Origin of the sequence: Demequina sp. (assembly GCF_024642165.1) — a bacterium.
GTDB lineage: Bacteria > Actinomycetota > Actinomycetes > Actinomycetales > Demequinaceae > Demequina.
Window position 1 is genome coordinate 15,303 of record NZ_JAHEBP010000008.1, and the last position, 19,486, is coordinate 34,788.

Consider the following 19,486-nt stretch of genomic DNA (forward strand, 5'->3'; position numbering starts at 1 on the left):
ACGGATGCGTGATCTAGTCTCGAAGGAACGGACGAGTTCGGTTGCGCGCGAGGCTCGATTGTCATGACCAGCGAGGAGACATCGATGTTCCATTTCCCCGACGGATTCCTGTGGGGCGCATCGACTGCCGCCCACCAGATCGAGGGCAACAACGTCGCCAGCGACTTCTGGGCGATCGAGCATGCCGAGGGCAGTGTGCTCCCCGAACGGTCCGGCGATGCATGTGACAGCTACCATCGCTGGCGCGAGGACCTCGCCCTGCTCCGAGCCGCCGGGCTCAACTCCTACCGATTCAGCATCGAATGGAGCCGGATCGAGCCCGCACGCGGCGAGATCTCCCGGGCCCAGCTCGCCCACTACCGCGCGATGATCGACGGGTGCCTCGAGGTGGGGGTGGCGCCCATCGTGACTCTTCACCACTTCACGAGCCCACAGTGGTTCGCGGCGGCGGGCGGCTGGCTCGCACCCGACGCGGTGGATACCTTCGCGAGGTTCGTGGAAACCGCCTGCGCGGTGCTGGACGACGTCGAGTGGGTCTGCACCTTCAACGAGCCGAACATGCTCGCGATGCTGACCGCGCTTCTCGGCGGGGGCTCGGAGCCTGTGGAACTGGTGGCCGGCGCGTTGCCGCCGCCCGACCCGACGATCGGGGATGCTCTCATCGAAGCGCATCATCGCGCCCGCGGCATCCTTCGGGAGCGCACTCAGGCGCGCGTGGGTTGGACCATCGCCAATCAGAACTTCCAGGCCGAGCCGGGGGCCGAGGCTGTCGCCGAGGAGTGGGGCTGGAGCCGGGAGGACCGGTTCATCGACGCGGCCGCTGACGACGACTTCATCGGCGTTCAGGCCTACACCCGGGTGCGCATCGGGCGTGAGGGCGCACTTCCAATTCCGCCCGGAGCGGCCACCACTCTGACGGGTTGGGAGTACTTCCCCGCGGCGGTGGGGCTGGCCGCGCGGCACACCGCCCGACGACTCCCCGACACGCCCATCATGGTGACCGAGAACGGCATCGCGACCGGCGACGACGAGGAGCGCATCCGATACACCGCTGGTGCGCTGAGTTCGCTTGCCGACGCCATCGGAGACGGCGTCGACGTTCGTGGCTATCTCCACTGGAGCCTGCTCGACAACTACGAGTGGGGCTCGTACGGTCCGACCTTCGGGCTGGTCGCGGTAGATCGAGAGTCCTTCGAGCGCCGTCCCAAGCCCAGCCTGAGTTGGCTTGGACAGGTGGCCCGCCAGAACGGATTCGCGCGGGACGATGCGGGGCGTCAGGCGGACATCAAGTAGGCGGACATCAGATAGATGGGCTCCGCGCGCCTGAGCTTGTTGTGGAGGTACTGGTTGAGGAAGTTCCGCACCAGCTTCTCGAGGTCGATGGCCCCGCGGTCGAGCAGCCACTGCACCTGAAGACCGTCCAGCAGCGCGATGGTCTGCGCCGCGATCGCCTCCGGGTCCGCGGAGCGCTTCAGTTCACCCTCCTCCTCGAGTTCCCGCAGGGCGTCGATGAGGATCTCTCGTTGCCAGGCGTACCGCTCGCGGAAGTACTCGTGCGCGGGGTGGTCGGGCGCGGTGGCGGCGGCCGAAAGGGTGGCGAAGACCTCGACGGCGCCGGGTGTCTCGGCGTTGTATCGCGTGATGTCGATGAACGCCTGCAGCATGGCACGCCCGTCGCGCGCGCTGTCGGGCAGCAGGTCGATGCCGCGATCGTCGCGCAGGCGCAGCGCGTCGACCAGCAGGCATGCGTCGTCGGGGTAGCGGCGCCGGAGCTCGGCCACGGTGATGCCGGCGGCGGCGGCGATCCTCGCGAACGACTCCTTGCGGTAGCCGCCGTGGCGGATCTCGTCGAGCGCCGCGGCGAGGATGTCGTGCTCGGGCGCGGCGAGATGAAGGCGCGCGCCTCCAGGTCCCTGGATCACCGTCTCGTGCGTCATCTCAACCTCCCGAACGTCGTCGTACCGGCCTCTCGACTGTAGACCCGCGGATTCACCCCACGCGACCCCTGTCGTGTGCTGCATATCTATTCGTGCTCTATAACGAAATGATAAATACCTTGCGCTCGCTCGGAATTAGGCCTAGCGTGTGTGCTGACGGCCCAAGGTGGGGCCAGTCCCTCACAAGGAAGGAACAACGATGTTCTCTAAGAAGCGAGCATTGGTCGCCACCACGGCGGCGTTCGCAGTCGCAGCTCTCGCCGGCTGCTCCGGCGGAAGCTCCTCAGACCCGACGACCTCCGGCGACGGTGGCACCGGCTCGGGCGACGCAGTCCGTGGTGAGCTCCTCACTCTCGGCGTCATCTCGCAGGTCACGTCCTTCGCGGCGGCCAACTCCAACTGGGCGAACGAGTCGCCCATGATGCAGGCGGTGTACGACTCGCTGCTCAAGATGGAGCCGGACGGCACCATCGTCGCCAATCTGGCAACGGATTGGTCGTGGAGCGAGGACCGCCTCACGCTGACCCTCGACCTTCGCGACGACGTCACGTTCTCGGACGGCCAGGCCCTCACCGCGGACGTCGCCGCGCAGAACGTGCTTCGCTTCCGCGACGGCACGTCGCCGAACGCGTCGAACCTGGGGCGCGTCGCCGACGCGACCGCGGTCGACGAGGACACGGTAGCGATCACCCTCAGCGAGCCCGACCCCGCGCTTGAGACCTACCTCACCCAGAACGCGGGCCTCCAGGAGAGCCCCGCGGCATTCGACACGGCTGACGTCGACACCATTCCCGTGGGCTCGGGCGCGTACGTGCTCAACACCGGCGAGACGGTGGCCGGCACCTCCTACGTGTTCGACGCCAACGCGGACTACTGGAACCCCGAGGACCAGCACTACGACAAGATCGTGATGAACGTCTACTCGGACACCACCGCCATGCTCAACGCCGTCCAGGGCGGCCAGGTCAACATCGCGGGCGTCGCGGACAACACGCAACTCGAGCAGATGTATGCCGCGGGCTACAGCGACGTGAGCAACGAGCTGGACTGGACCGGCCTGATCCTGGGCGACCGTGGCGGAGTGCTCAACCCCGCCCTCGGTGACGCCAAGGTGCGCCAGGCGATCGCTTATGCATTCGACCGCGACGCGATCCTCCAGGCGTTCGTAGCCGGCAACGGCACGGTCACGGGTCAGATCTTCCCGACCTACTCGCCGTCGTTCGACGCGGCGCTCGACGAGCGCTACCCGTACGACCCCGAGATGTCCAAGCAGCTCCTTCAGGAGGCCGGCTACGCGAGCGGACTCGAGATCTCGATGCCCAAGACGTCCGGACTGCCGGAGGCATGGTTCACGCTCATCCAGCAGCAGCTGGCCGACGTGGGCATCACCGTGGTCTATGACGACCTGCCGATCACGGACTTCATCGGCGACATGGTGGCGGGCAAGTACCCCGCCACGTACATGATCCTCCAGCAGGACCCGACCGACTGGCAGCTCGCATCGTTCCAGATCGCCGCGGCCTCTACCTTCAACTTCAACCACTACGAGGACCCCACCGTTGAGGGCCTCATCGGTGACCTGCAGGTGGGCGACGAGGCGGCGGGAGCCGAACTCAACCAGTACCTGGTCGAGCAGGCCTGGTTCGTTCCCTTCTACCGGGTGCTCAACGTGAAGGTCGTGGACGCGAACACCACAGCCGAGGCTCAGGTGGGCAACACCTGGCCGTACCTGTGGACCATCAAGCCGGTCGCGTAGTTCGACCCTCCTCGGGTGCCGGGCCGCGACCCCCGGCCCGGCACCCGATCCCCCTCTCGATTGATCCTGGCAAAGGAGCCTCCGATGGTGCGCTTCACCCTTCGACGCCTAGGCGCGGGCGTCGTCCTCCTCTTCGCGATCTCGACGATCGCCTACCTGCTGCTCTATCTGAGCGGCGGAGACATCGCACGTACGATCCTCGGGCAGTCCGCTTCCCAGGAGACCGTGGATCTCAAGGCCGAGGAACTCGGCCTCAATGAACCTCTCATTCCCCGGTACCTGGGTTGGCTCAAGGGCGCGGTCACCGGCGACTTCGGCCGGTCGTGGTTCTCGAGCCAGCCGGTGACGGAGCTGATCTCCTCGAGGCTGGCCGTCACCCTGTCGCTGGTGATCGGCACCATCATCATCACGGCGATCGTGGCCGTGGCGATCGGTGTATGGGCCGCGCGCAAGCGTGGAGCCGCGGACCGCGTGATCCAGGTGCTCTCCATCCTGGGCTTCGCTATCCCCAGCTTCCTGATCGCCATCGCGCTCGTGAACGTCTTCGCCCTCAATCTGGGCTGGTTCAAGCCCACCGGGTACGTGCAGATCGGCACATCGGTGACCGGCTGGCTCGGCTCCGTGACGCTCCCGATCATCGCGCTCTCCATCGGTGCGGTGGCCGCCGTCGCACAGCAGGTGCGCGGCTCGGTGATCGATGCCCTGCGTCAGGACTGGGTACGCACGCTGCGCAGCCGCGGCGTACGCGAGAACAAGGTGGTCTACAAGCACGTGCTGCGTAACGCCGGCGGACCCGCGCTCGCGGTGCTCGCGCTGCAATTCGTGGGCCTGCTGGGCGGTGCCGTCATCGTCGAGCAAATCTTCGCGATCCCCGGTCTTGGACCGATTTCCATCCTTGCGACCAGCCAGGGCGACCTGCCCGTGGTGATGGGACTCGTGGTCGCCATCGGTCTCATCGTCGTCCTCGTGAACCTCGTCATCGACCTGTTGCAGGGGTTCCTCAACCCGAAGGTGCGTCTGTCATGAGCAACGCCGCCGAGGTCTCGCTCGAGACCGCCGAGAACGCGGGCCGCCGCTCGCACCTGGTCCGCCGGATGCTGAAGAACCCGACCGGGCTGTTCGCGATCATCTCGATCGTGGTCATCCTGCTGGTCGCGATCTTCGCCCCGCTGCTCACCAGCCAGGACCCGGACTACGCGGACATCCGCAACATCCTGGCGTCCCCGGGGGGCGACCACCTCCTGGGCACGGACTCCGCCGGCCGCGACGTGTGGGCGCGCCTGGTGTTCGCCACGCGGTACAGCCTCATGGGTGCCGCGCTCGCCACCGTCCTGTCCGCGATTATCGGAGTCACCTCCGGATTGGTCGCCGGCTACTACGGCCGGTGGTTCGAGTCGCTCGCCGCGTGGCTCACGAGCCTGATCATGGCCCTGCCGGGCATCGTGGTCCTGCTTGCCACCCGCGCAGTGATCGGTCCCACCCTGTGGGGAGCGATGACCGTCTTCGGAATCCTGCTCGCGCCGGCCTTCTACCGGCTCACGCACGCCGCTGTGGTGGGCGTACGGGGTGAGCTGTACGTCGACGCGGCGCGCGTCGCCGGCGTCAAGGACGCCTCGATCATCGGCCGCCACATCCTGGCGGTGGTCCGCGCGCCCGTCATCATCCAGGCCGCGACGGTCACGATCATCGCGATCGCGATCCAGGCGGGCCTGGGCTTCATCGGCATGTCCGACCCGAACATCCCGACGTGGGGCGGAATGCTCAACGACGCCTTCTCGCGCATGTACCAGCAGCCGGTTCTGCTGATCTGGCCGTCCGCGATGATCGCGCTGGCGTCGGTGGCGTTCGCGCTGTTCGCCAGCTCGCTGCGTGACGAGCTCGAGCGCTCCGGTGGAGCCAAGAAGCTCAAGGGCAAGGCGAAGGCCGCCGCGGCCGCCGCAGTCGACACCAGCGGCGAGCCTCCGGTGGTGCACGCCGAGCTGGAGGAGTCCGACGCTCCGGTGCTCCTCGAGGTGTCCGACCTGGTCGTGGGATATGACCAGCCCGACGGATCCCTCACGCAGGTGGTCAACGGCGTGTCGCTCGCCGTCCGCAAGGGCGAAGTTCACGGCCTCATCGGCGAGTCTGGATCGGGCAAGACGCAGACCGCGTTCTCGATCCTGGGGCTGCTGCCCGAGGGCGGCCGCGTCGCGGCCGGCTCGATCGTCTTCGAGGGCGACGAGCTCTCGGAGAAGTCGCCGAAGGCGATGCGCCGCATCCAGGGCAAGAAGATCTCCTACATCCCGCAGGAGCCCATGTCCAACCTGGATCCGTCGTTCACCATCGGCAGCCAACTCGTGGAGCCGATTCGGGAGACGTTGGGTCTGTCCGCCAAGGACGCGAAGGACCGAGCACTCGACCTGCTTGCGAAGGTGGGTCTTCCCGACCCGGAGAAGACCTTCAGGTCGTATCCGCACGAGGTGTCTGGCGGTCAGGCGCAACGTGTCCTCATCGCCGGCGCGATCTCGTGTGAACCCGACCTGGTGATCGCCGACGAGCCGACCACGGCTCTCGATGTCACCGTTCAGGCCGAGATCCTCGACCTGCTGCGTGGGCTTCAGAAGGAGCTCGACGTCGCGGTGCTGATGGTCACTCACAACTTCGGCGTGGTCGCGGACCTGTGCGATCGGGTCTCGGTCATGCAGAACGGCCGCATCGTCGAGACCGGGCCAGCGCGGTCCATCTTCGCCGGCCCGCGTCACCCCTACACCAAGTCCCTGTTCGACGCGATCCTCGAGGACGGCGCGGCCCGCGGCCCGCTGGCCCACGCCGCGGATCGCAACACCAATGCCGGAGGTGCCAAGTGAACGCCACACCCGCAGCCAGTGAGCCACTGCTCGTGGTCGAGGACCTCGTGGTCGAGTATCCGATCAAGGGCGTGGGCCGCAAGCCGTTCCGTGCCCTCAAGGGCGTGTCGATCGACGTACGCGCCGGAGAGTGCGTGGGTCTGGTGGGGGAGTCCGGATCGGGCAAGACCACGCTCGGACGCGCGGTGCTGGGGTTGGCCCCTGTCACCGAGGGCTCGATCCGATTCAAGGGTCAAGAGATCGGGCAACTGTCCCGCAAGGCGCGTCGCTCGCTCTCGGACCAGATCCAGGTGGTCTTCCAGGACCCGTACACGTCATTGAACCCGTCTCTCACCATCGAGCAGACCCTTGCCGAGCCGCTGCGGGTCAAGAACATCCCCAGCGCCGAGGCTTCGAAGCGAGTCCGGAAGCTGCTCGACCAGGTGGGCCTGCCCTCCGATGCCGCGCAGCGTCTGCCGCGGGAGTTCTCCGGTGGCCAGCGTCAACGCATCGCGATTGCCAGGGCGCTCGCTCTCGAGCCCGAGCTGATCGTGTGTGACGAGCCGGTGTCCGCGCTGGACCTGTCTACGCAGGCGCGCGTGCTGGACCTGTTCAAGGGCATCCAGGAGGCCACGGGCGTCGCCTACCTGTTCGTCTCCCACGACCTTGCGGTGGTGCGCCACCTCAGCCACCGCGTCGCCGTGATGTATCACGGTGAGATCGTCGAGTACGGCGATGGCGACAAGGTCACCTCCGACCCCGAGCACCCGTACACGCAGCGCCTGCTCATGGCTGCGCCCGTCGCGGACCCGGATCGCCAGGCCCAGCGCCGCGCGGACCGCACCCGCATGCTCGAGGCCCAGCGCCAGGCCGACCTCCAGGCGGGGGCGGCCTGACCCGGCCCCCCCGCATCGTCCCCTCACCCCTTCACCCACGTTAGGAATCACCTGATGACCACGCACGACGTCGACGCCGCCGTCGATCTGGACGGCCTTGTCGCCCAGCTCAGCCTCGAGGAGAAGGTCGAGCTCCTCACGGGCCGCGACTTCTGGTCGACGGTCCCCATCGAGCGGATCGGCCTGAGGTCGATGACCCTGTCCGACGGCCCGTCGGGCGTGCGCGGCCCTGTGTGGGACGAGCGGTCGCCATCGCTCAACCTGCCCAGCGCATCGGCGCTGTCCTCCTCCTTCGACGCGGACATCGCCTACCGCTACGGGCGGGTCGCGGCGGCCGAGGCCCGTCGCAAGGGTGTGGACGTGGTGCTCGGCCCCACCATCAACATCCACCGCTCGCCGCTGGGCGGCCGCCACTTCGAGGCGTTCAGCGAGGACCCGCTGCTCACCGGCGACCTGGCCGCGGCGTACGTGGACGGGCTCCAGGACGCCGGTGTGGGTGCCACCCCCAAGCACTACATCGCCAACGACTTCGAGACGGATCGCTTCAATGTCGACGTCGAGGTCTCCGAGCGCGCGCTGCGCGAGGTCTACCTGCTGGCGTTCGAGCGGGCCGTGGCGGAGTCGCAGGCGTGGCTGGTCATGAGCGCCTACAACTCCATCAACGGCACCACCGCGACGGAGAGCGACCTGCTGACCACCCCGCTGGTGGACGAGTGGGGCTTCGACGGCGTGGTCGTGTCCGACTGGACCGCGGTGCGGTCCGTCGCGTCAGCGGCCGCCGGCCAGCACCTGGTCATGCCCGGCCCGATCGGCCCCTGGGGCGCGGCCCTGGTGGCGGCCGTGGGCGCCGGCGAGATCGACGAGGCCGTCATCGACGACAAGGTGCGGCGGATCCTGCGTCTCGCCCACCGCGTGGGCGCGCTCGGCGACTCGGTCGCCGCGCCGGTCGAGGCCGAGGACGGGCCTACGTTCGCCCGTGAGGCCGCGGCCGAGGGCATGGTGCTGCTGGAGAACCGCGGCGAGCTGCCGTGGGATGCGTCCGCGTTGCGTTCCGTCGCGGTCATCGGGTCCAACGCTGAGCAGGCGCGCACGCAGGGCGGCGGTAGCGCCACCGTGGTGCCCGAGAGGGTCGACTCGCCGCTCGAGTGCCTGGTCAAGGCCCTTCCCGGGGTCGACGTCCGCTACAGCGTGGGCGCCCTCAACCAGGTGGGCCTCGCCGGCTTCGCCGCCGACGTCCTCACCAATCCTGTGACCGCCGGGCCCGGCGCCCGCGTGTCGTTCCTGGCCGCCGACGGCGCCGAACTGGCGGTCGAGGACCGGCTCGCGACGGACTTCGTATGGTTCGGCGGCGATGCCCCCATCGCCGCGAGCGCCGCGGTCGAGGTCGCGTTCGCCGTGACGCCCCAAGCCGATGCGGAGATCGAGCTCGGTTGCGCCGTCACCGGCCGTGCACGCCTGTGGATCGACGGCGGACTGCACATCGACGAGGTGCTGACTCCGGATGGCGACGACCTGGGCGCGGCGCTGCTGTCGCCGCGCGTCACCGCGGTGCCGGTGTCGCTGCGGGCAGGTGTCCCCGTCGAGGTGCGCTTCCGTGTGGACCTGGGGGAGCGGGACGATGCGCTCTCCGGCGCGCTCGCGTTCACCGTGGGCAGCCGCCCGCTGCAGGCGGCGCCCGAGGCGCTCATCGCCGAGGCGGCCGCCGCCGCGGCCGCGGCGGACGTCGCCGTGGTGGTGGTGGGCACCAACTCCAAGGTCGAGTCCGAGGGCTTCGACCGCGACTCGCTCGCGCTGCCGGGACATCAGGACGCGCTGGTCGCGGCGGTCGCGGCCGCCAATCCCCGCACGGTCGTGATCGTCAACGCGGGTGCCCCCGTGATCCTGCCCTGGCGGGATGACGTGGCGGCGGTGCTGCTGGGCTGGTTCGGCGGCCAGGAGTTCGGCCACGCGCTCGTCGACGTCCTCACGGGTGTCGTGGAGCCCGGCGGACGCCTGCCCACGACCTGGGCTGCCACCGAGGCCACCGTCCCCGTGCTCGACGTCACCCCGGTCGACGGCATCGTCCGCTACGACGAGGGCATCCACGTGGGCCACCGCGCCTGGCTGCGCTCGGACGCGGCGCCCGCCTACTGGTTCGGACACGGCGGCGGCTACACCGAGTTCTCGACCACGGACCTGACGGCGCCCGCGACCATCGCCGCGGACGGCTTCGCGGATGTCGAGCTCACCGTGACCAACACCGGCACCCGCGCCGGCAAGCACGTGGTGCTCGTCTTCGCCGAACGGCCCGGGTCCGCCGTCGAGCGCCCCGCGCGCTGGCTGGTGGGCCACGCCGTGGTCCGCCTCGACGCGGGCGCCTCGACGCGCATCGGCGTGCCGGTGAAGGCCCGCTCGCTCGCCTACTGGGACGGAGCCTGGGTGTTCGAGCCCGGCGACTTCACGCTCCGGGTGGGCACCACCGCTGTCGACCTGCCGCTCGCCGCGACCATCTCCCTCGAGGAATCGTGACCGTCATCCCCAATCCGGTGCTGCCCGGGTTCAACCCGGACCCGTCGGCCGTTCGCGTGGGCGACGCGTACTACCTGGTCACCTCCACGTTCGAGTACCTCCCCGGGCTCCCGATCTATTGCTCGACCGATCTGGCGGAGTGGACGCTCATCGGCCACGTCATCACCACGCTCGAGCAGGGCGAGCTCGCGAACGCCCCCACCGGCGGCGGCGTGTGGGCCCCCACCATCCGACACCGCGACGGCACGTTCTACGTGATCGTGACGATCGCGATGGGCCGCGGCTGCGTGGTGTTCTCCGCGCAGGATCCCGCGGGCCCTTGGGACGGCGGCGTCCTCATCGAGGGCATCGAGGGGATCGACCCCGACCTCGCGTGGGACGAGGACGGCGTCGCCATCGTCACGTACTCCGGGCTGGTCACCAAGGGCGAGGACTTCGGCACCCACACCGGCATCCGTCAGGTCGACGTGGATCTCGCCACCGGCGAGCTGCTGTCCGAGAAGCGCTCGCTGTGGTCGGGCTCCGGATTCATGTTCCCTGAGGCGCCGCACCTGTTCCAGCGCGACGGCTGGTGGTACCTCTTCATCGCCGAGGGCGGCACCGAGCGGGGCCACGGCGAGTCCGTCGCGCGCTCGCGCGACCCCCGTGAGGGCTTCGAGCCCGGGCCGAACAACCCGTTCATCACCGCGCGCAGCACGGAACGCCCGGTGCAGAACACGGGCCACGGCGACTTCGTGGACACCCCTGAGGGCGAGACCCTGATGTTCCTCCTCGGGGTGCGCCCGCGCGGCGCCGTGCGGTCCTTCTCGGCGCTCGGGCGGGAGACCTTCCACACCCGGGTGCGGTGGGTGGACGGCTGGCCGGAGGCCGATCCCGTCGAGCTCGCGCTGCCGCCCGGACCGTTCTCCCAGTCCATCGACCTGGGCGGCCCGCTCGACGCGGGCTGGATGGCGATCCGCCGCGAGCCCGCGACCATCGTGGACCTCGACCCGGAGGCCGGGACGCTCACCCTCCACGGCGAGGGCGCCGGGATGGACGCGCAGTCGCCGGTCTTTGTGGGCCGTCGTCAACTTCACCAGACCGCCTCGGTTCACGTCACCGTCGAGGCGGACGATGCCGTGGGCGGCCTGGTGGTCCGCTACGACGAGGCGACGTTCTACGAGCTCGCGGTCGACGGCACGGGCGAGAGGACGGTGGTGACCGCGCGCGGCTGCATCCCCGGCTTCGAGCGCGTCGCCTCGGTCGAGCTTCCCGCCGGCCCCGTCGAGCTCGAGCTGGCGGCGGTGCGGCCCGAGGTCGACGGCTTCCTCTCCATGATCGCGGCCGACGTGGTGCGGCTGGTGGTGCGCGCCCAGGGTGAGGAGCATGTGCTCGCCGAGATCGACGGCCGCTCGCTGTCCGCCGAGACCGCCGGCTCGTTCACCGGCCGCGTCGTAGGCATGTTCGCCGTGAGCGGCGACGTGTCCTTCCGAGACTGGCGCTACGAGGGGTCCGACGCGTAGCGCCTCGCCGGTGCGGGAGGAGCGCCCCTCCCGCGCCGGCACCCTCGCGGGCCGGTGACGGCGCTCGGGTGCGGGATGGTCAGGGTTCGCGAGGATCCTGGAACGGCTCGACCACCAACGAGTCCAGGTAACGCTTCACCTCGGTGGTCATGTTGAGCACCGAGCGGTCCAGCAGCCACTGCACCTGCAGGCCGTCCATCAGCGAGACCATGTGGATCCCCGCCGCGGTGGGGTCGACGCCCTCGCGCAGGTCACCGCTGGCCTGGAGCTCCTCGAAGGCGGCGATGATCATTCCGCGCACCCAGGTGTAGCGCTCGACGAAGTACGCGTGCGCGGGATGCTCCGGCGTGGTCGCCTCGGCGGAGAGGGTGCAGTACAGCTCCACCACGCCTGGCTGGTGCATGTTGCGCTCGGTGATGTCGATGAAGCTCTGCGCGACCTCGCGGGGATTGGTCTGGTCGATGTGGAAGTCGGCCACGGCGATGTCGTCGCGGTGGCGAAGGGTTGCCTCGAGCAGCGCCACCTTGCTGGGGTAGTGGTGGAGGAGCCCGGCGTCGGAGAGGCCCACGCGCTCGGCGATCTCGCGGAGCGATCCCGAGCGGAAGCCGGACTCCGCGAACACGGCGATCGCCGCATCGAGGATGCGCTGCTTGGTGGCGCGGCTCTTGGCGTACGGGCCCCGCGGGCCGCGTGCCTTGGTCGTCTCCACCATCGCGTTCCCTTCGGCTCGGCACATCGACGGGCCGCGTCGCCCGCCGTCGCGCATCGCGTACGCCCGGAACCCCCAAAGGAAAACCGAGCGATCGCTTACTATTAACACTGTACCCACCACTCGCCGCTTGCGCCAGCGCCTTCGGGTGTGTGTCGCGGAGGGCAACTGCCTGTATAGTAATGACTCGGTTCTCAGGGACCACGCGCCCGTAGCTCAACGGATAGAGCATCTGACTACGGATCAGAAGGTTGGGGGTTCGAATCCCTCCGGGCGCGCCAGATTTCTAGGCCGGACCTGTGGGTCCCGCCGTTCGCCATGAGTCCGCCGTGGGCAGCGATGTGCCGTGATAGTCGAGGTGGGGCGCAACGCTCTAGAGAGCCGTATGCATCAGGAATGCAGGGCTGGACCGTTGACTATTCAGTTCACCTCGAACTTTGCGTGGAGCATTTCGGGGTCGTTGGAGTGTTTCCCGATCTGAATGTCGAACCGGCCGCTTTCGACGCCTCGGTTGCCTTCTGCGTCCACCACGGTAAGGTCCGCTATCGGAACGCTGATCGATGCCTCCATGGTGCTGCGGGGCGGTACCAAGACCTGGGTGAAGCCCTTCAATTCGCGCACGGCCCAGGTAACGCTGGTGACCTCATCCGTGACGTAGAGCTGGACCGTCTCAAGACTCGGTCGTTGCCCGGTATTGGTCAACGTGAATGAGGCCGTGAGGGTGTCGTCGCGAGTGAACGTGTCAGCGTTGAGCGCCACATCGCTGTACGCCACGCGCGCGTAACTCAGGCCCTCGCCGAACGAAAACAGCGGCGCTTGAGTCATGTCGGCGTACCTGTCGCCGTGCTGGCCCCGGACCTGATTGTAGAAAATCGGAAGCTGGCCCGCGTGGCGGGCGACAGTGATCGGAAGCCTCCCGGTTGGCTCGACGAGTCCGAAGAGAAGTTCGGCCAGCGCGCGCCCGCCCTGCATGCCGGGGTTGAACGCCTGGATGATGGCGGCCGCTTGCAGTGCGGATTCCGGCAAGGTTGACGGTTTGGATTGGACCAAGACCACGATCATCGGCGTACCAGTCTCTGCCAGGGCGTCGAGCATGGCTATCTGGCTACCCATGAGGTCAAGCGTTGCTGTGGAGCGGCCCTCTCCGGTCAACGCGACCGTGTCGCCGACGACCGCGACGACCCAATCTGCGTTCTCGGCGAGCGCCCGCGCTTCGGCGATTGCGTGTGGATCGCGTTCGGCGGCCACAAACACTGGAGGACGAGGCTGGCCGTCGGGAAACGTCGTGCCGGCGGGGTCGGGCTCCAAGTGACCGATCTCCGCACCGCGCGCGTGGTCGACGATCCATCCCGCTGGAGCAATGGCGCGGATACCGTCGAGCATTGTGGTGACGGTCTCTCGCGGATGCCCATCGGGCATCCAGTCGATCTGCCCTGACGCTCCCGCCCAGTCACCGAGTTGCGCGTTCGGATCATCGGCATTGGGCCCGACGACGGCGATGCGTCGGCGACCATCCGTTTGCCCGGTCGCAAGAGGCAACGTGCCGTCATTGCGGAGCAGCACGAGTGAGCGGCGGGCGACATCAAGGTTGATCGCGGTGTGTTCCGCCGAGCCAATGACAGCGGCCTGGCGGTCCTTGTCGGGAATCCGTGCATCCTCGAAGAGGCCAAGTTGGAACTTGAGAGAGAGGATTCGGGCGACCGCGGCGTCGATCAATGCAGCGTCAAGGCGGCCGGCCCGGACGGCTTCTTGCGCGGCCTCGAAGAACTGCGGGGTCGTCATCACCAGGTCGTTGCCTGCGGTGACGGCGACAATCGCGGCTTCGACGTCGTCCGCGCACACGCGCTGCTCCCAGACCATTCGACCTACGTTGTCCCAGTCTGTGACCAGCGTGCCCTTGAATCCCCAGGCTTCCTTGAGCACGTCGTTGAGGAGCCACTTGTTGGCGGTTACGGGGACACCGTCGATCGCCTGATATCCGATCATGAACGTGGCCACGCCTGCGTCAACCGCCCGCTTGAACGGGGGAAGGAACCACGATTGCAGTTTGCGTCGGCTCAAGTCCGCCTCGCTTGCATCCCGGCCGCCCTGGGTCTCCGAATACCCTGCAAAGTGCTTCGCCGTGGCTAGCACGGCGGTGGCGTCTTCGAGGCCCGATCCCTGGTATCCGCGGATCATCGCGGCGCCTAGCTCGCCAATAAGGTGAGGATCCTCCCCAAACGTTTCGTCGACACGACCCCAGCGAAGATCTCGACTGATGCACAGGACGGGTGAGAACGTCCAGTGGATGCCGGTCGCGGAGATCTCCACAGCAGCGGCGCGCGCGCCGCGTTCAACCAGGGCGGGGTCCCACGTCGCCGCCATGCCTAGCTGGGTGGGGAAGATCGTGGCCCCGCTCCAGAATGAGTGTCCGTGAATGCAGTCATCAGCCATAAGCAGGGGGATCTCAAGGCGCGTTGAGCGCATGAGTTGATACGCGCGACGCACGCGTGCAGGTGAGGCGTGCAGCAGCGAGCCTGCCCGCTTGTTCAGCACCAGTTCGTCAAGATCGCCGCGAGCGTCAAGCTGCAGCATCTGTCCCACCTTCTCCGCCAAGGTCATGCGGTCGAGGAGGTCGGCGACGCGGACGTCGACCGGCAGGTCGGCGTTCTTGTACGGCGCGTGTTGGAGACTGGTGGGTGACGATGCAGGATCCACGGCCTGTGCCTTCCGTGCTTCGGTGATCAGTTGAGGAGTGGGGCGGGCGCCGCGCTGGAAGCCCGCATGCGAAGCTCGGGCGTGACGACCTCGTGGCGCGAATCCGTCCGGCCGCCGACAATTCGCTCGAGCAGGAGCTCGATGGCCAGCGCGCCCATGTGACGCCCGAACTGAGACACCGTGGTGAGCGAGATTCGCGGGTGAGATGCAAGCGGAATATCGTCATAACCGACGACCGCGACGGAGTCAGTGGTCAGGTCGAGGTCGGCTAGCGCGCGAAGTACCTCGATGGCGAGCGCGTCGTTGCCGACGAAGATGGCAGTGATCTGGCCGGAGGCGATGAGCTCCCGTCCCGCCGCATACGCGCTCGCACTCGAGTACTCGCATGTTGACACGACGGGCGTGAGCCCGCGGGCCTCAAGAGTGTCGATGTAGGCGCGATGGCGGATCCCATGGGGAGTCCGTGGCCACGACTCCTCGTCACTCGAGATGGTCAAGTGAGCGATGCGTTGGTGGCCGCGCTCGATCAGGTGCGACACGGCAAGTTCAGCACCGAGTGCGTCGTCGTTCGTCAAGGTGTCGTAGGAAATCGCACGGTCGTGGCGACCAAGCATCACCATGGGGATCTCCTCGCCGAGCCTTTCCAACCACTCGCTCGACACGCCAGGGGAGATGGCGATCATGCCGTCGACCTGGCGGTCGGAGAGGCTCTCCAGTACCTGCGCTCCGCGGCCGTCGCCGAGGCCGGGTGCGATGATCATTTGGTAGGGCGAGCCGCGGAGCTTGCTGCTCGCCCCCGCCATGACTTCGGTGAAGAACTCATTGCCCAGGTTCGGGATCTCGACGCCAATCGTGAAACTCTGCCCCCGCATCACGCGTGCCGCGACCCGCGGCCGGTACTCCAGTTCCGCGATCGTCCGTTCGACGCGATCCCGCATCTCCGGGCTCACGCCGTATGCGTGGCGTATCACCTTGGAAACCGCGGCCTTCGAGACGCCGGCCGCTCGGGCGACATCGTCCATCGAAGGGCGGCGCCGAGCCTCGCCGGATGGTTGTGCCATTACGCACGCGTCCTCTCAGTGCATCGTTGCTACTCCTGAAGCATGCTCGAATATAACAGTTTGGAAACCGGTCTACAAATCTTGTGTATACCGGTTGACACGACCCGGGCCTACTGCATATCGTCGACCGCGAACGGTCCGAGTGTGACTGTCAACCGGTCTACGTGGCGCTCAGCGCTTCTCGACTTGATCGGTCTCTTTACAAGGAGGTAAGGAAATGCAGCGATTCAATCGCAGGGGTACGGCGATAGCCGCTCTCCTCGGCGCGGGTGCCTTCGCACTCGCTGGGTGCTCGTCGAGCGGCTCGGATACGGATCCGTCCGAGTCCGCCGGTGGCGGCGGGGACACCATGGAGCCCGTCGAGCTTTCGTTCCTGGTGGACAACGGCGGCACCACTCTGGGATCGGTCGAGGCTTTGACCGCGGCATACACAGCGGAGCACCCGAATGTGACGTTTGCGATCGAGCAGCGTCCCGGCGGCAGCGAGGGCGACAACATCGTCAAGACGCGTCTCCAGACGGGCGAGATGTCTGACATCTTCCTGTACAACTCGGGGTCGCTGTTCCAGGCGCTGGCGCCGACCAAGACGTTGCTCCCGTTGGACGACATCGCCAATGCGGGCGCGATCCAGGACACCTTCAAGGCCGGCGTGTCCGTCGAAGGCTCGCTCTACGGGGTGCCGGTGGGTACCGCCATGGGCGGCGCGGTCCTGTACAACATCCCGATCTACGAGGAGTTGGGTCTGGAGATCCCCACGACGTGGGATGAGTTCATGGCGAACAACCAGCGAATCCTCGACGAGACGGATGCTGCTCCCGTCATCCAGACGTTCAAGGACACGTGGAGCTCGCAGCTCTTCGTGCTGGGCGACTTCGGCAACGTCCTTGCGGCGGATCCTGAGTGGGCCGACAAGTACACCGCGAACGAGGTCAAGTACGCGGACGGTCCTCCTGCGATCAATGGCTTCGTTCACATGCAGGAGGTGTATGAGGCGGGCTTCCTCAACGAGGACTTCGCGTCGTCGACGTTCCCGGACGGCGCGCGGATGGTCGCCCTAGGCGAGGGTGCGCACTATCCGATGCTGACCTTTGCGCTGTCTGAGATTCAGACCGCCGCGCCTGACAACGTCGACGATGTGGGTGTTTTCGCCATGCCGGGCGATTCCGGACCGTCGCCCTTGACGACGTGGCTCGCATCCAGCCTGTACGTTCCGGCCGATACCGAGCACCCGGATGCCGTGAAGGAGTTCCTCAGCTGGGTCGCGACGCCCGAGGCGTGCGACATCATGACCGAGGCCGTCGGCGCGCAGGGCCCGTACTTCGTGGACGGCTGCACGCTGCCCGACGATGTGCCTCGCATCGTTGCGGACATGCTGCCCTACTTCGAGGCGAACAACACTCAGCCTGCGCTGGAGTTCCTCTCGCCCATCAAGGGCCCTGCTCTCGAGCAGATCACCGTCGAGGTCGGATCGGGCATCCGCTCCGCCGAGGACGGCGCAGCCCTCTATGACGAGGACGTGAAGAAGCAGGCTCAGCAGCTGGGCCTCGAGGGCTGGTAAGGCCTTGAGCAGTCGCTGACCACGCGGTGCCCGGCTCTCGGGCCGGGCACCGCTCCACCCCTCAATGGAGCTCACCATGACCCAGCAGACACTGCAGCAACCGCCGCCGGAGGCGCCCCAAGCGCCACGCGGCCGCGGGGCACGTGGAGCGCGCAAGCCGCGCACTCGTAGCCCCTACCCGATGTGGTTCTACCTTCCGGCGGCGATCATCTATGGCGTGCTGTTCGTGGTTCCCACGTTCGCATCGTTCTACTTCAGCCTCACGCGCTGGACCATCTTCGACTCGGAGTTCATCGGCTTCGACAACTTCGTGACCTTCTTCTCCGAGCCCTTCCTGTTCGATTCTTTGGTCAACACGATGATCTTCGCGGTCATCACCTCGGGCGCGAAAGTTGTCCTAGGACTGCTGTTCGCGGTGTTCCTGTCGAGTCAGATCATCGCCCGCGGTTGGCTTCGCTCGGTAGTGTTCTTCCCCGTCCTGGTATCCGCGGTGGGAATCGGCGTCACATTCTCCGTTCTCATGGATCCATTCGACGGCCTGATCAATCAGGCTCTGGGATGGTTCGGCGTCGATGGGCCCGGCTGGCTTACGGATCCTGACCTTGCGCTGATCTCCGTCGCGATGGTCGATGTCTGGCGTGGCGTGGGTATCGCCACGCTCATCTACATCGCCGGCGTGGTCGCCATTCCGCAGGAGTACTTCGAGGCCGCGAAGGTGGACGGCGCCAACGCTACGAAGTCCTTCTGGCACATCACCTTGCCCCTCATGCGTCCCGCGACTACCACGGTGATCATCCTGTCGCTGATCGGTGGGCTGCGCTCCTTCGACCTGATCTGGACGATGACCCGCGGAGGGCCGGGCTTCAGCTCCGACGTGCTCGCGTCAGTGGTCTACAAGCAGTACCAGGCGGGCTTCTACGGTCTCTCCACCGCCGGCAACGTCGTGCTGTTCTTGCTCGTCGCGGCCATCATCATCCCGTTGTTCTGGTTCCTCAATCGCAAGGAGGTCGACCAGTGAGCACCTCTGCTGGCACCCCTAGGCTCAACCGCACGTACTCGTGGGTAAGCGGACTCACCGCGATCGCGATCAGCACCGTGGTGTTCATCGTCCCGTTCATCTTCATCTTCTTCACCGCATCCAAGACCACGATCGAGTCTTCGCTCCTCGAGTTCACACCCCCTACCGAGTGGGCATTCTTCGAGAACTTGGTCGAGGTCATCCAGACCCGTGACTACATCCTCGTGACGGCGTTTGTGAACTCGACCATCATCACCGTGGGGTCTGTCGCACTGATGGTGGTGGTCTCGGCGCTCGTCGGCTACGTGCTGCAACGGCGTAAGAGCCGACTGAACCCGTTGATCAACTTCTTGGTTCTGGCTGGTCTCATCGTGCCGCCCGCCGTGGTCCCCACCATCTGGGTGATGCAGGGACTCGGCATCTACAAGACGCTGCATGGCCTCATCTTTGTCGAGGTGGCGTTCGGCATGGCCTTCTGCATCCTCATGTTCCGCGCGTTCGTCTCCACCATTCCGCGCGAGCTCGACGAGGCCGCGGTGATGGACGGCGCGGGCCCCATCCGGTTGTTCTTCAAGGTGATCTTCCCTTTGCTGAAATCCGTGATCGTCACGGTGATCGTGGTGCAGTCGGTCTTCGTCTTCAACGACTTCCAGAACCCTCTGTACTTCCTGCCGGGGGACCAGGGCGCGACGGTGCAGCTCACTCTGTACAACTTCCAGAGCCAGTTCCAGACCTCGTGGAACCTGCTGTTCATGGACATCCTGCTCATCACGCTGCCCATGCTGCTCATGTACATCTTCTTCAACCGTCAAATCGTCGCGGGCATGACATCCGGCGCAGTCAAGGGGTGAACGTGTCCGCAACCACCAGCGTCACTGCTCGCGTCGAGTCGGGCACCTTCGGCGACGTCGTGATGACCCGCACCCCGCGGCTGTCGTGGGCCGTATCGACCCCCGCTGCCGACTGGACCCAGGCGGCCGCGGAGGTCGAGTGGTCCTCCGCGTCCGGCGCGCTGATCC

14 protein-coding genes and 1 tRNA gene are annotated in these 19,486 nt (G+C 67.1%); 11 read left to right on the forward strand and 4 right to left on the reverse strand.

From position 1 onward, the window contains the following. The first annotated feature begins 63 nt into the window (after positions 1 to 63). On the forward strand, positions 64 to 1,293 hold the full coding sequence (locus Q0L54_RS01635; protein ID WP_296664918.1) for a family 1 glycosylhydrolase: 1,230 nt from the start codon (positions 64 to 66) through the stop codon (positions 1,291 to 1,293). Here the strand turns inward: Q0L54_RS01635 and Q0L54_RS01640 are convergent. Continuing rightward, the gene (locus Q0L54_RS01640; protein ID WP_296664920.1) at positions 1,275 to 1,937 is read right to left on the reverse strand and encodes a TetR/AcrR family transcriptional regulator; all 663 of its coding nucleotides are present in this window, start codon (positions 1,935 to 1,937) and stop codon (positions 1,275 to 1,277) included. The two genes, Q0L54_RS01635 and Q0L54_RS01640, sit on opposite strands and share 19 nt — an antisense overlap. Positions 1,938 to 2,136: 199 nt before the next feature. Between Q0L54_RS01640 and Q0L54_RS01645 the strand changes: the two genes are divergently transcribed. The 6 genes from Q0L54_RS01645 (at position 2,137) to Q0L54_RS01670 (ending at position 11,424) form a co-directional block, all read left to right on the forward strand. Beyond that, positions 2,137 to 3,693: an ABC transporter substrate-binding protein gene (locus Q0L54_RS01645; RefSeq protein ID WP_296664922.1), complete on the forward strand. Its 1,557-nt coding sequence runs from the start codon at positions 2,137 to 2,139 to the stop codon at positions 3,691 to 3,693. An 84-nt stretch (positions 3,694 to 3,777) separates the two neighbouring features. Next, positions 3,778 to 4,719 carry an ABC transporter permease gene (locus Q0L54_RS01650; RefSeq protein ID WP_296664923.1) on the forward strand — a complete coding sequence of 314 codons (942 nt, stop codon included), beginning with the start codon at positions 3,778 to 3,780 and terminating at the stop codon, positions 4,717 to 4,719. Then, positions 4,716 to 6,539 (forward strand): dipeptide/oligopeptide/nickel ABC transporter permease/ATP-binding protein, encoded by a 1,824-nt coding sequence (locus Q0L54_RS01655; RefSeq protein ID WP_296664925.1) that lies wholly within the window; start codon positions 4,716 to 4,718, stop codon positions 6,537 to 6,539. Before Q0L54_RS01650 ends, Q0L54_RS01655 begins: the two co-directional genes overlap by 4 nt. Further along, positions 6,536 to 7,414: an ATP-binding cassette domain-containing protein gene (locus Q0L54_RS01660; RefSeq protein WP_296664931.1), complete on the forward strand. Its 879-nt coding sequence runs from the start codon at positions 6,536 to 6,538 to the stop codon at positions 7,412 to 7,414. The genes Q0L54_RS01655 and Q0L54_RS01660 overlap by 4 nt, the downstream gene beginning before the upstream one ends. A 54-nt stretch (positions 7,415 to 7,468) precedes the next feature. Next, on the forward strand, positions 7,469 to 9,922 hold the full coding sequence (locus Q0L54_RS01665; RefSeq protein ID WP_296664933.1) for a glycoside hydrolase family 3 C-terminal domain-containing protein: 2,454 nt from the start codon (positions 7,469 to 7,471) through the stop codon (positions 9,920 to 9,922). After that, positions 9,919 to 11,424: a glycoside hydrolase family 43 protein gene (locus Q0L54_RS01670; RefSeq protein WP_296664935.1), complete on the forward strand. Its 1,506-nt coding sequence runs from the start codon at positions 9,919 to 9,921 to the stop codon at positions 11,422 to 11,424. The genes Q0L54_RS01665 and Q0L54_RS01670 overlap by 4 nt, the downstream gene beginning before the upstream one ends. A gap of 79 nt (positions 11,425 to 11,503) precedes the next feature. On the opposite strand, the gene Q0L54_RS01675 is transcribed toward Q0L54_RS01670, so the two are convergent. After that, positions 11,504 to 12,136: a TetR/AcrR family transcriptional regulator gene (locus tag Q0L54_RS01675; protein WP_296664937.1), complete on the reverse strand. Its 633-nt coding sequence runs from the start codon at positions 12,134 to 12,136 to the stop codon at positions 11,504 to 11,506. A gap of 202 nt (positions 12,137 to 12,338) precedes the next feature. On the opposite strand from Q0L54_RS01675, the gene Q0L54_RS01680 reads away from it, so the two are divergent. Beyond that, positions 12,339 to 12,414, forward strand: a tRNA-Arg gene (locus Q0L54_RS01680). Between the two features lie 139 nt (positions 12,415 to 12,553). On the opposite strand, the gene Q0L54_RS01685 is transcribed toward Q0L54_RS01680, so the two are convergent. Together Q0L54_RS01685 and Q0L54_RS01690 are read right to left on the reverse strand one after the other, a co-directional pair. Further along, entirely contained in the window at positions 12,554 to 14,830 is a 2,277-nt protein-coding gene (locus Q0L54_RS01685) for a glycoside hydrolase family 3 N-terminal domain-containing protein (protein WP_296664939.1), read from the reverse strand. A gap of 26 nt (positions 14,831 to 14,856) precedes the next feature. After that, a complete protein-coding gene (locus Q0L54_RS01690; protein WP_296664941.1) occupies positions 14,857 to 15,852 on the reverse strand; it encodes a LacI family DNA-binding transcriptional regulator in 996 nt (331 codons plus the stop codon). A gap of 256 nt (positions 15,853 to 16,108) precedes the next feature. On the opposite strand from Q0L54_RS01690, the gene Q0L54_RS01695 reads away from it, so the two are divergent. The 3 genes from Q0L54_RS01695 to Q0L54_RS01705 all read left to right on the forward strand — a co-directional run bounded on the left by Q0L54_RS01695 (position 16,109) and on the right by Q0L54_RS01705 (position 19,318). Then, positions 16,109 to 17,449 (forward strand): extracellular solute-binding protein, encoded by a 1,341-nt coding sequence (locus Q0L54_RS01695; RefSeq protein WP_296664943.1) that lies wholly within the window; start codon positions 16,109 to 16,111, stop codon positions 17,447 to 17,449. Between the two features lie 181 nt (positions 17,450 to 17,630). Further along, the gene (locus Q0L54_RS01700) at positions 17,631 to 18,467 is read left to right on the forward strand and encodes a carbohydrate ABC transporter permease (RefSeq protein WP_296664946.1); all 837 of its coding nucleotides are present in this window, start codon (positions 17,631 to 17,633) and stop codon (positions 18,465 to 18,467) included. Continuing rightward, positions 18,464 to 19,318 carry a carbohydrate ABC transporter permease gene (locus Q0L54_RS01705; RefSeq protein ID WP_296664947.1) on the forward strand — a complete coding sequence of 285 codons (855 nt, stop codon included), beginning with the start codon at positions 18,464 to 18,466 and terminating at the stop codon, positions 19,316 to 19,318. The genes Q0L54_RS01700 and Q0L54_RS01705 overlap by 4 nt, the downstream gene beginning before the upstream one ends. Positions 19,319 to 19,486: the final 168 nt, after the last annotated feature.

Excerpts from the sequence above, each read along its gene's own strand:
- Q0L54_RS01635 (WP_296664918.1), top strand. The coding sequence starts at position 64 with ATGACCAGCGAGGAGACATCGATGTTCCATTTCCCCGACGGATTCCTG.
- Q0L54_RS01640 (WP_296664920.1), bottom strand. The coding sequence starts at position 1,937 with ATGACGCACGAGACGGTGATCCAGGGACCTGGAGGCGCGCGCCTTCAT.
- Q0L54_RS01645 (WP_296664922.1), top strand. The coding sequence starts at position 2,137 with ATGTTCTCTAAGAAGCGAGCATTGGTCGCCACCACGGCGGCGTTCGCA.
- Q0L54_RS01650 (WP_296664923.1), top strand. The coding sequence starts at position 3,778 with ATGGTGCGCTTCACCCTTCGACGCCTAGGCGCGGGCGTCGTCCTCCTC.
- Q0L54_RS01655 (WP_296664925.1), top strand. The coding sequence starts at position 4,716 with ATGAGCAACGCCGCCGAGGTCTCGCTCGAGACCGCCGAGAACGCGGGC.
- Q0L54_RS01665 (WP_296664933.1), top strand. The coding sequence starts at position 7,469 with ATGACCACGCACGACGTCGACGCCGCCGTCGATCTGGACGGCCTTGTC.
- Q0L54_RS01675 (WP_296664937.1), bottom strand. The coding sequence starts at position 12,136 with ATGGTGGAGACGACCAAGGCACGCGGCCCGCGGGGCCCGTACGCCAAG.
- Q0L54_RS01690 (WP_296664941.1), bottom strand. The coding sequence starts at position 15,852 with ATGGACGATGTCGCCCGAGCGGCCGGCGTCTCGAAGGCCGCGGTTTCC.
- Q0L54_RS01695 (WP_296664943.1), top strand. The coding sequence starts at position 16,109 with ATGCAGCGATTCAATCGCAGGGGTACGGCGATAGCCGCTCTCCTCGGC.
- Q0L54_RS01700 (WP_296664946.1), top strand. The coding sequence starts at position 17,631 with ATGTGGTTCTACCTTCCGGCGGCGATCATCTATGGCGTGCTGTTCGTG.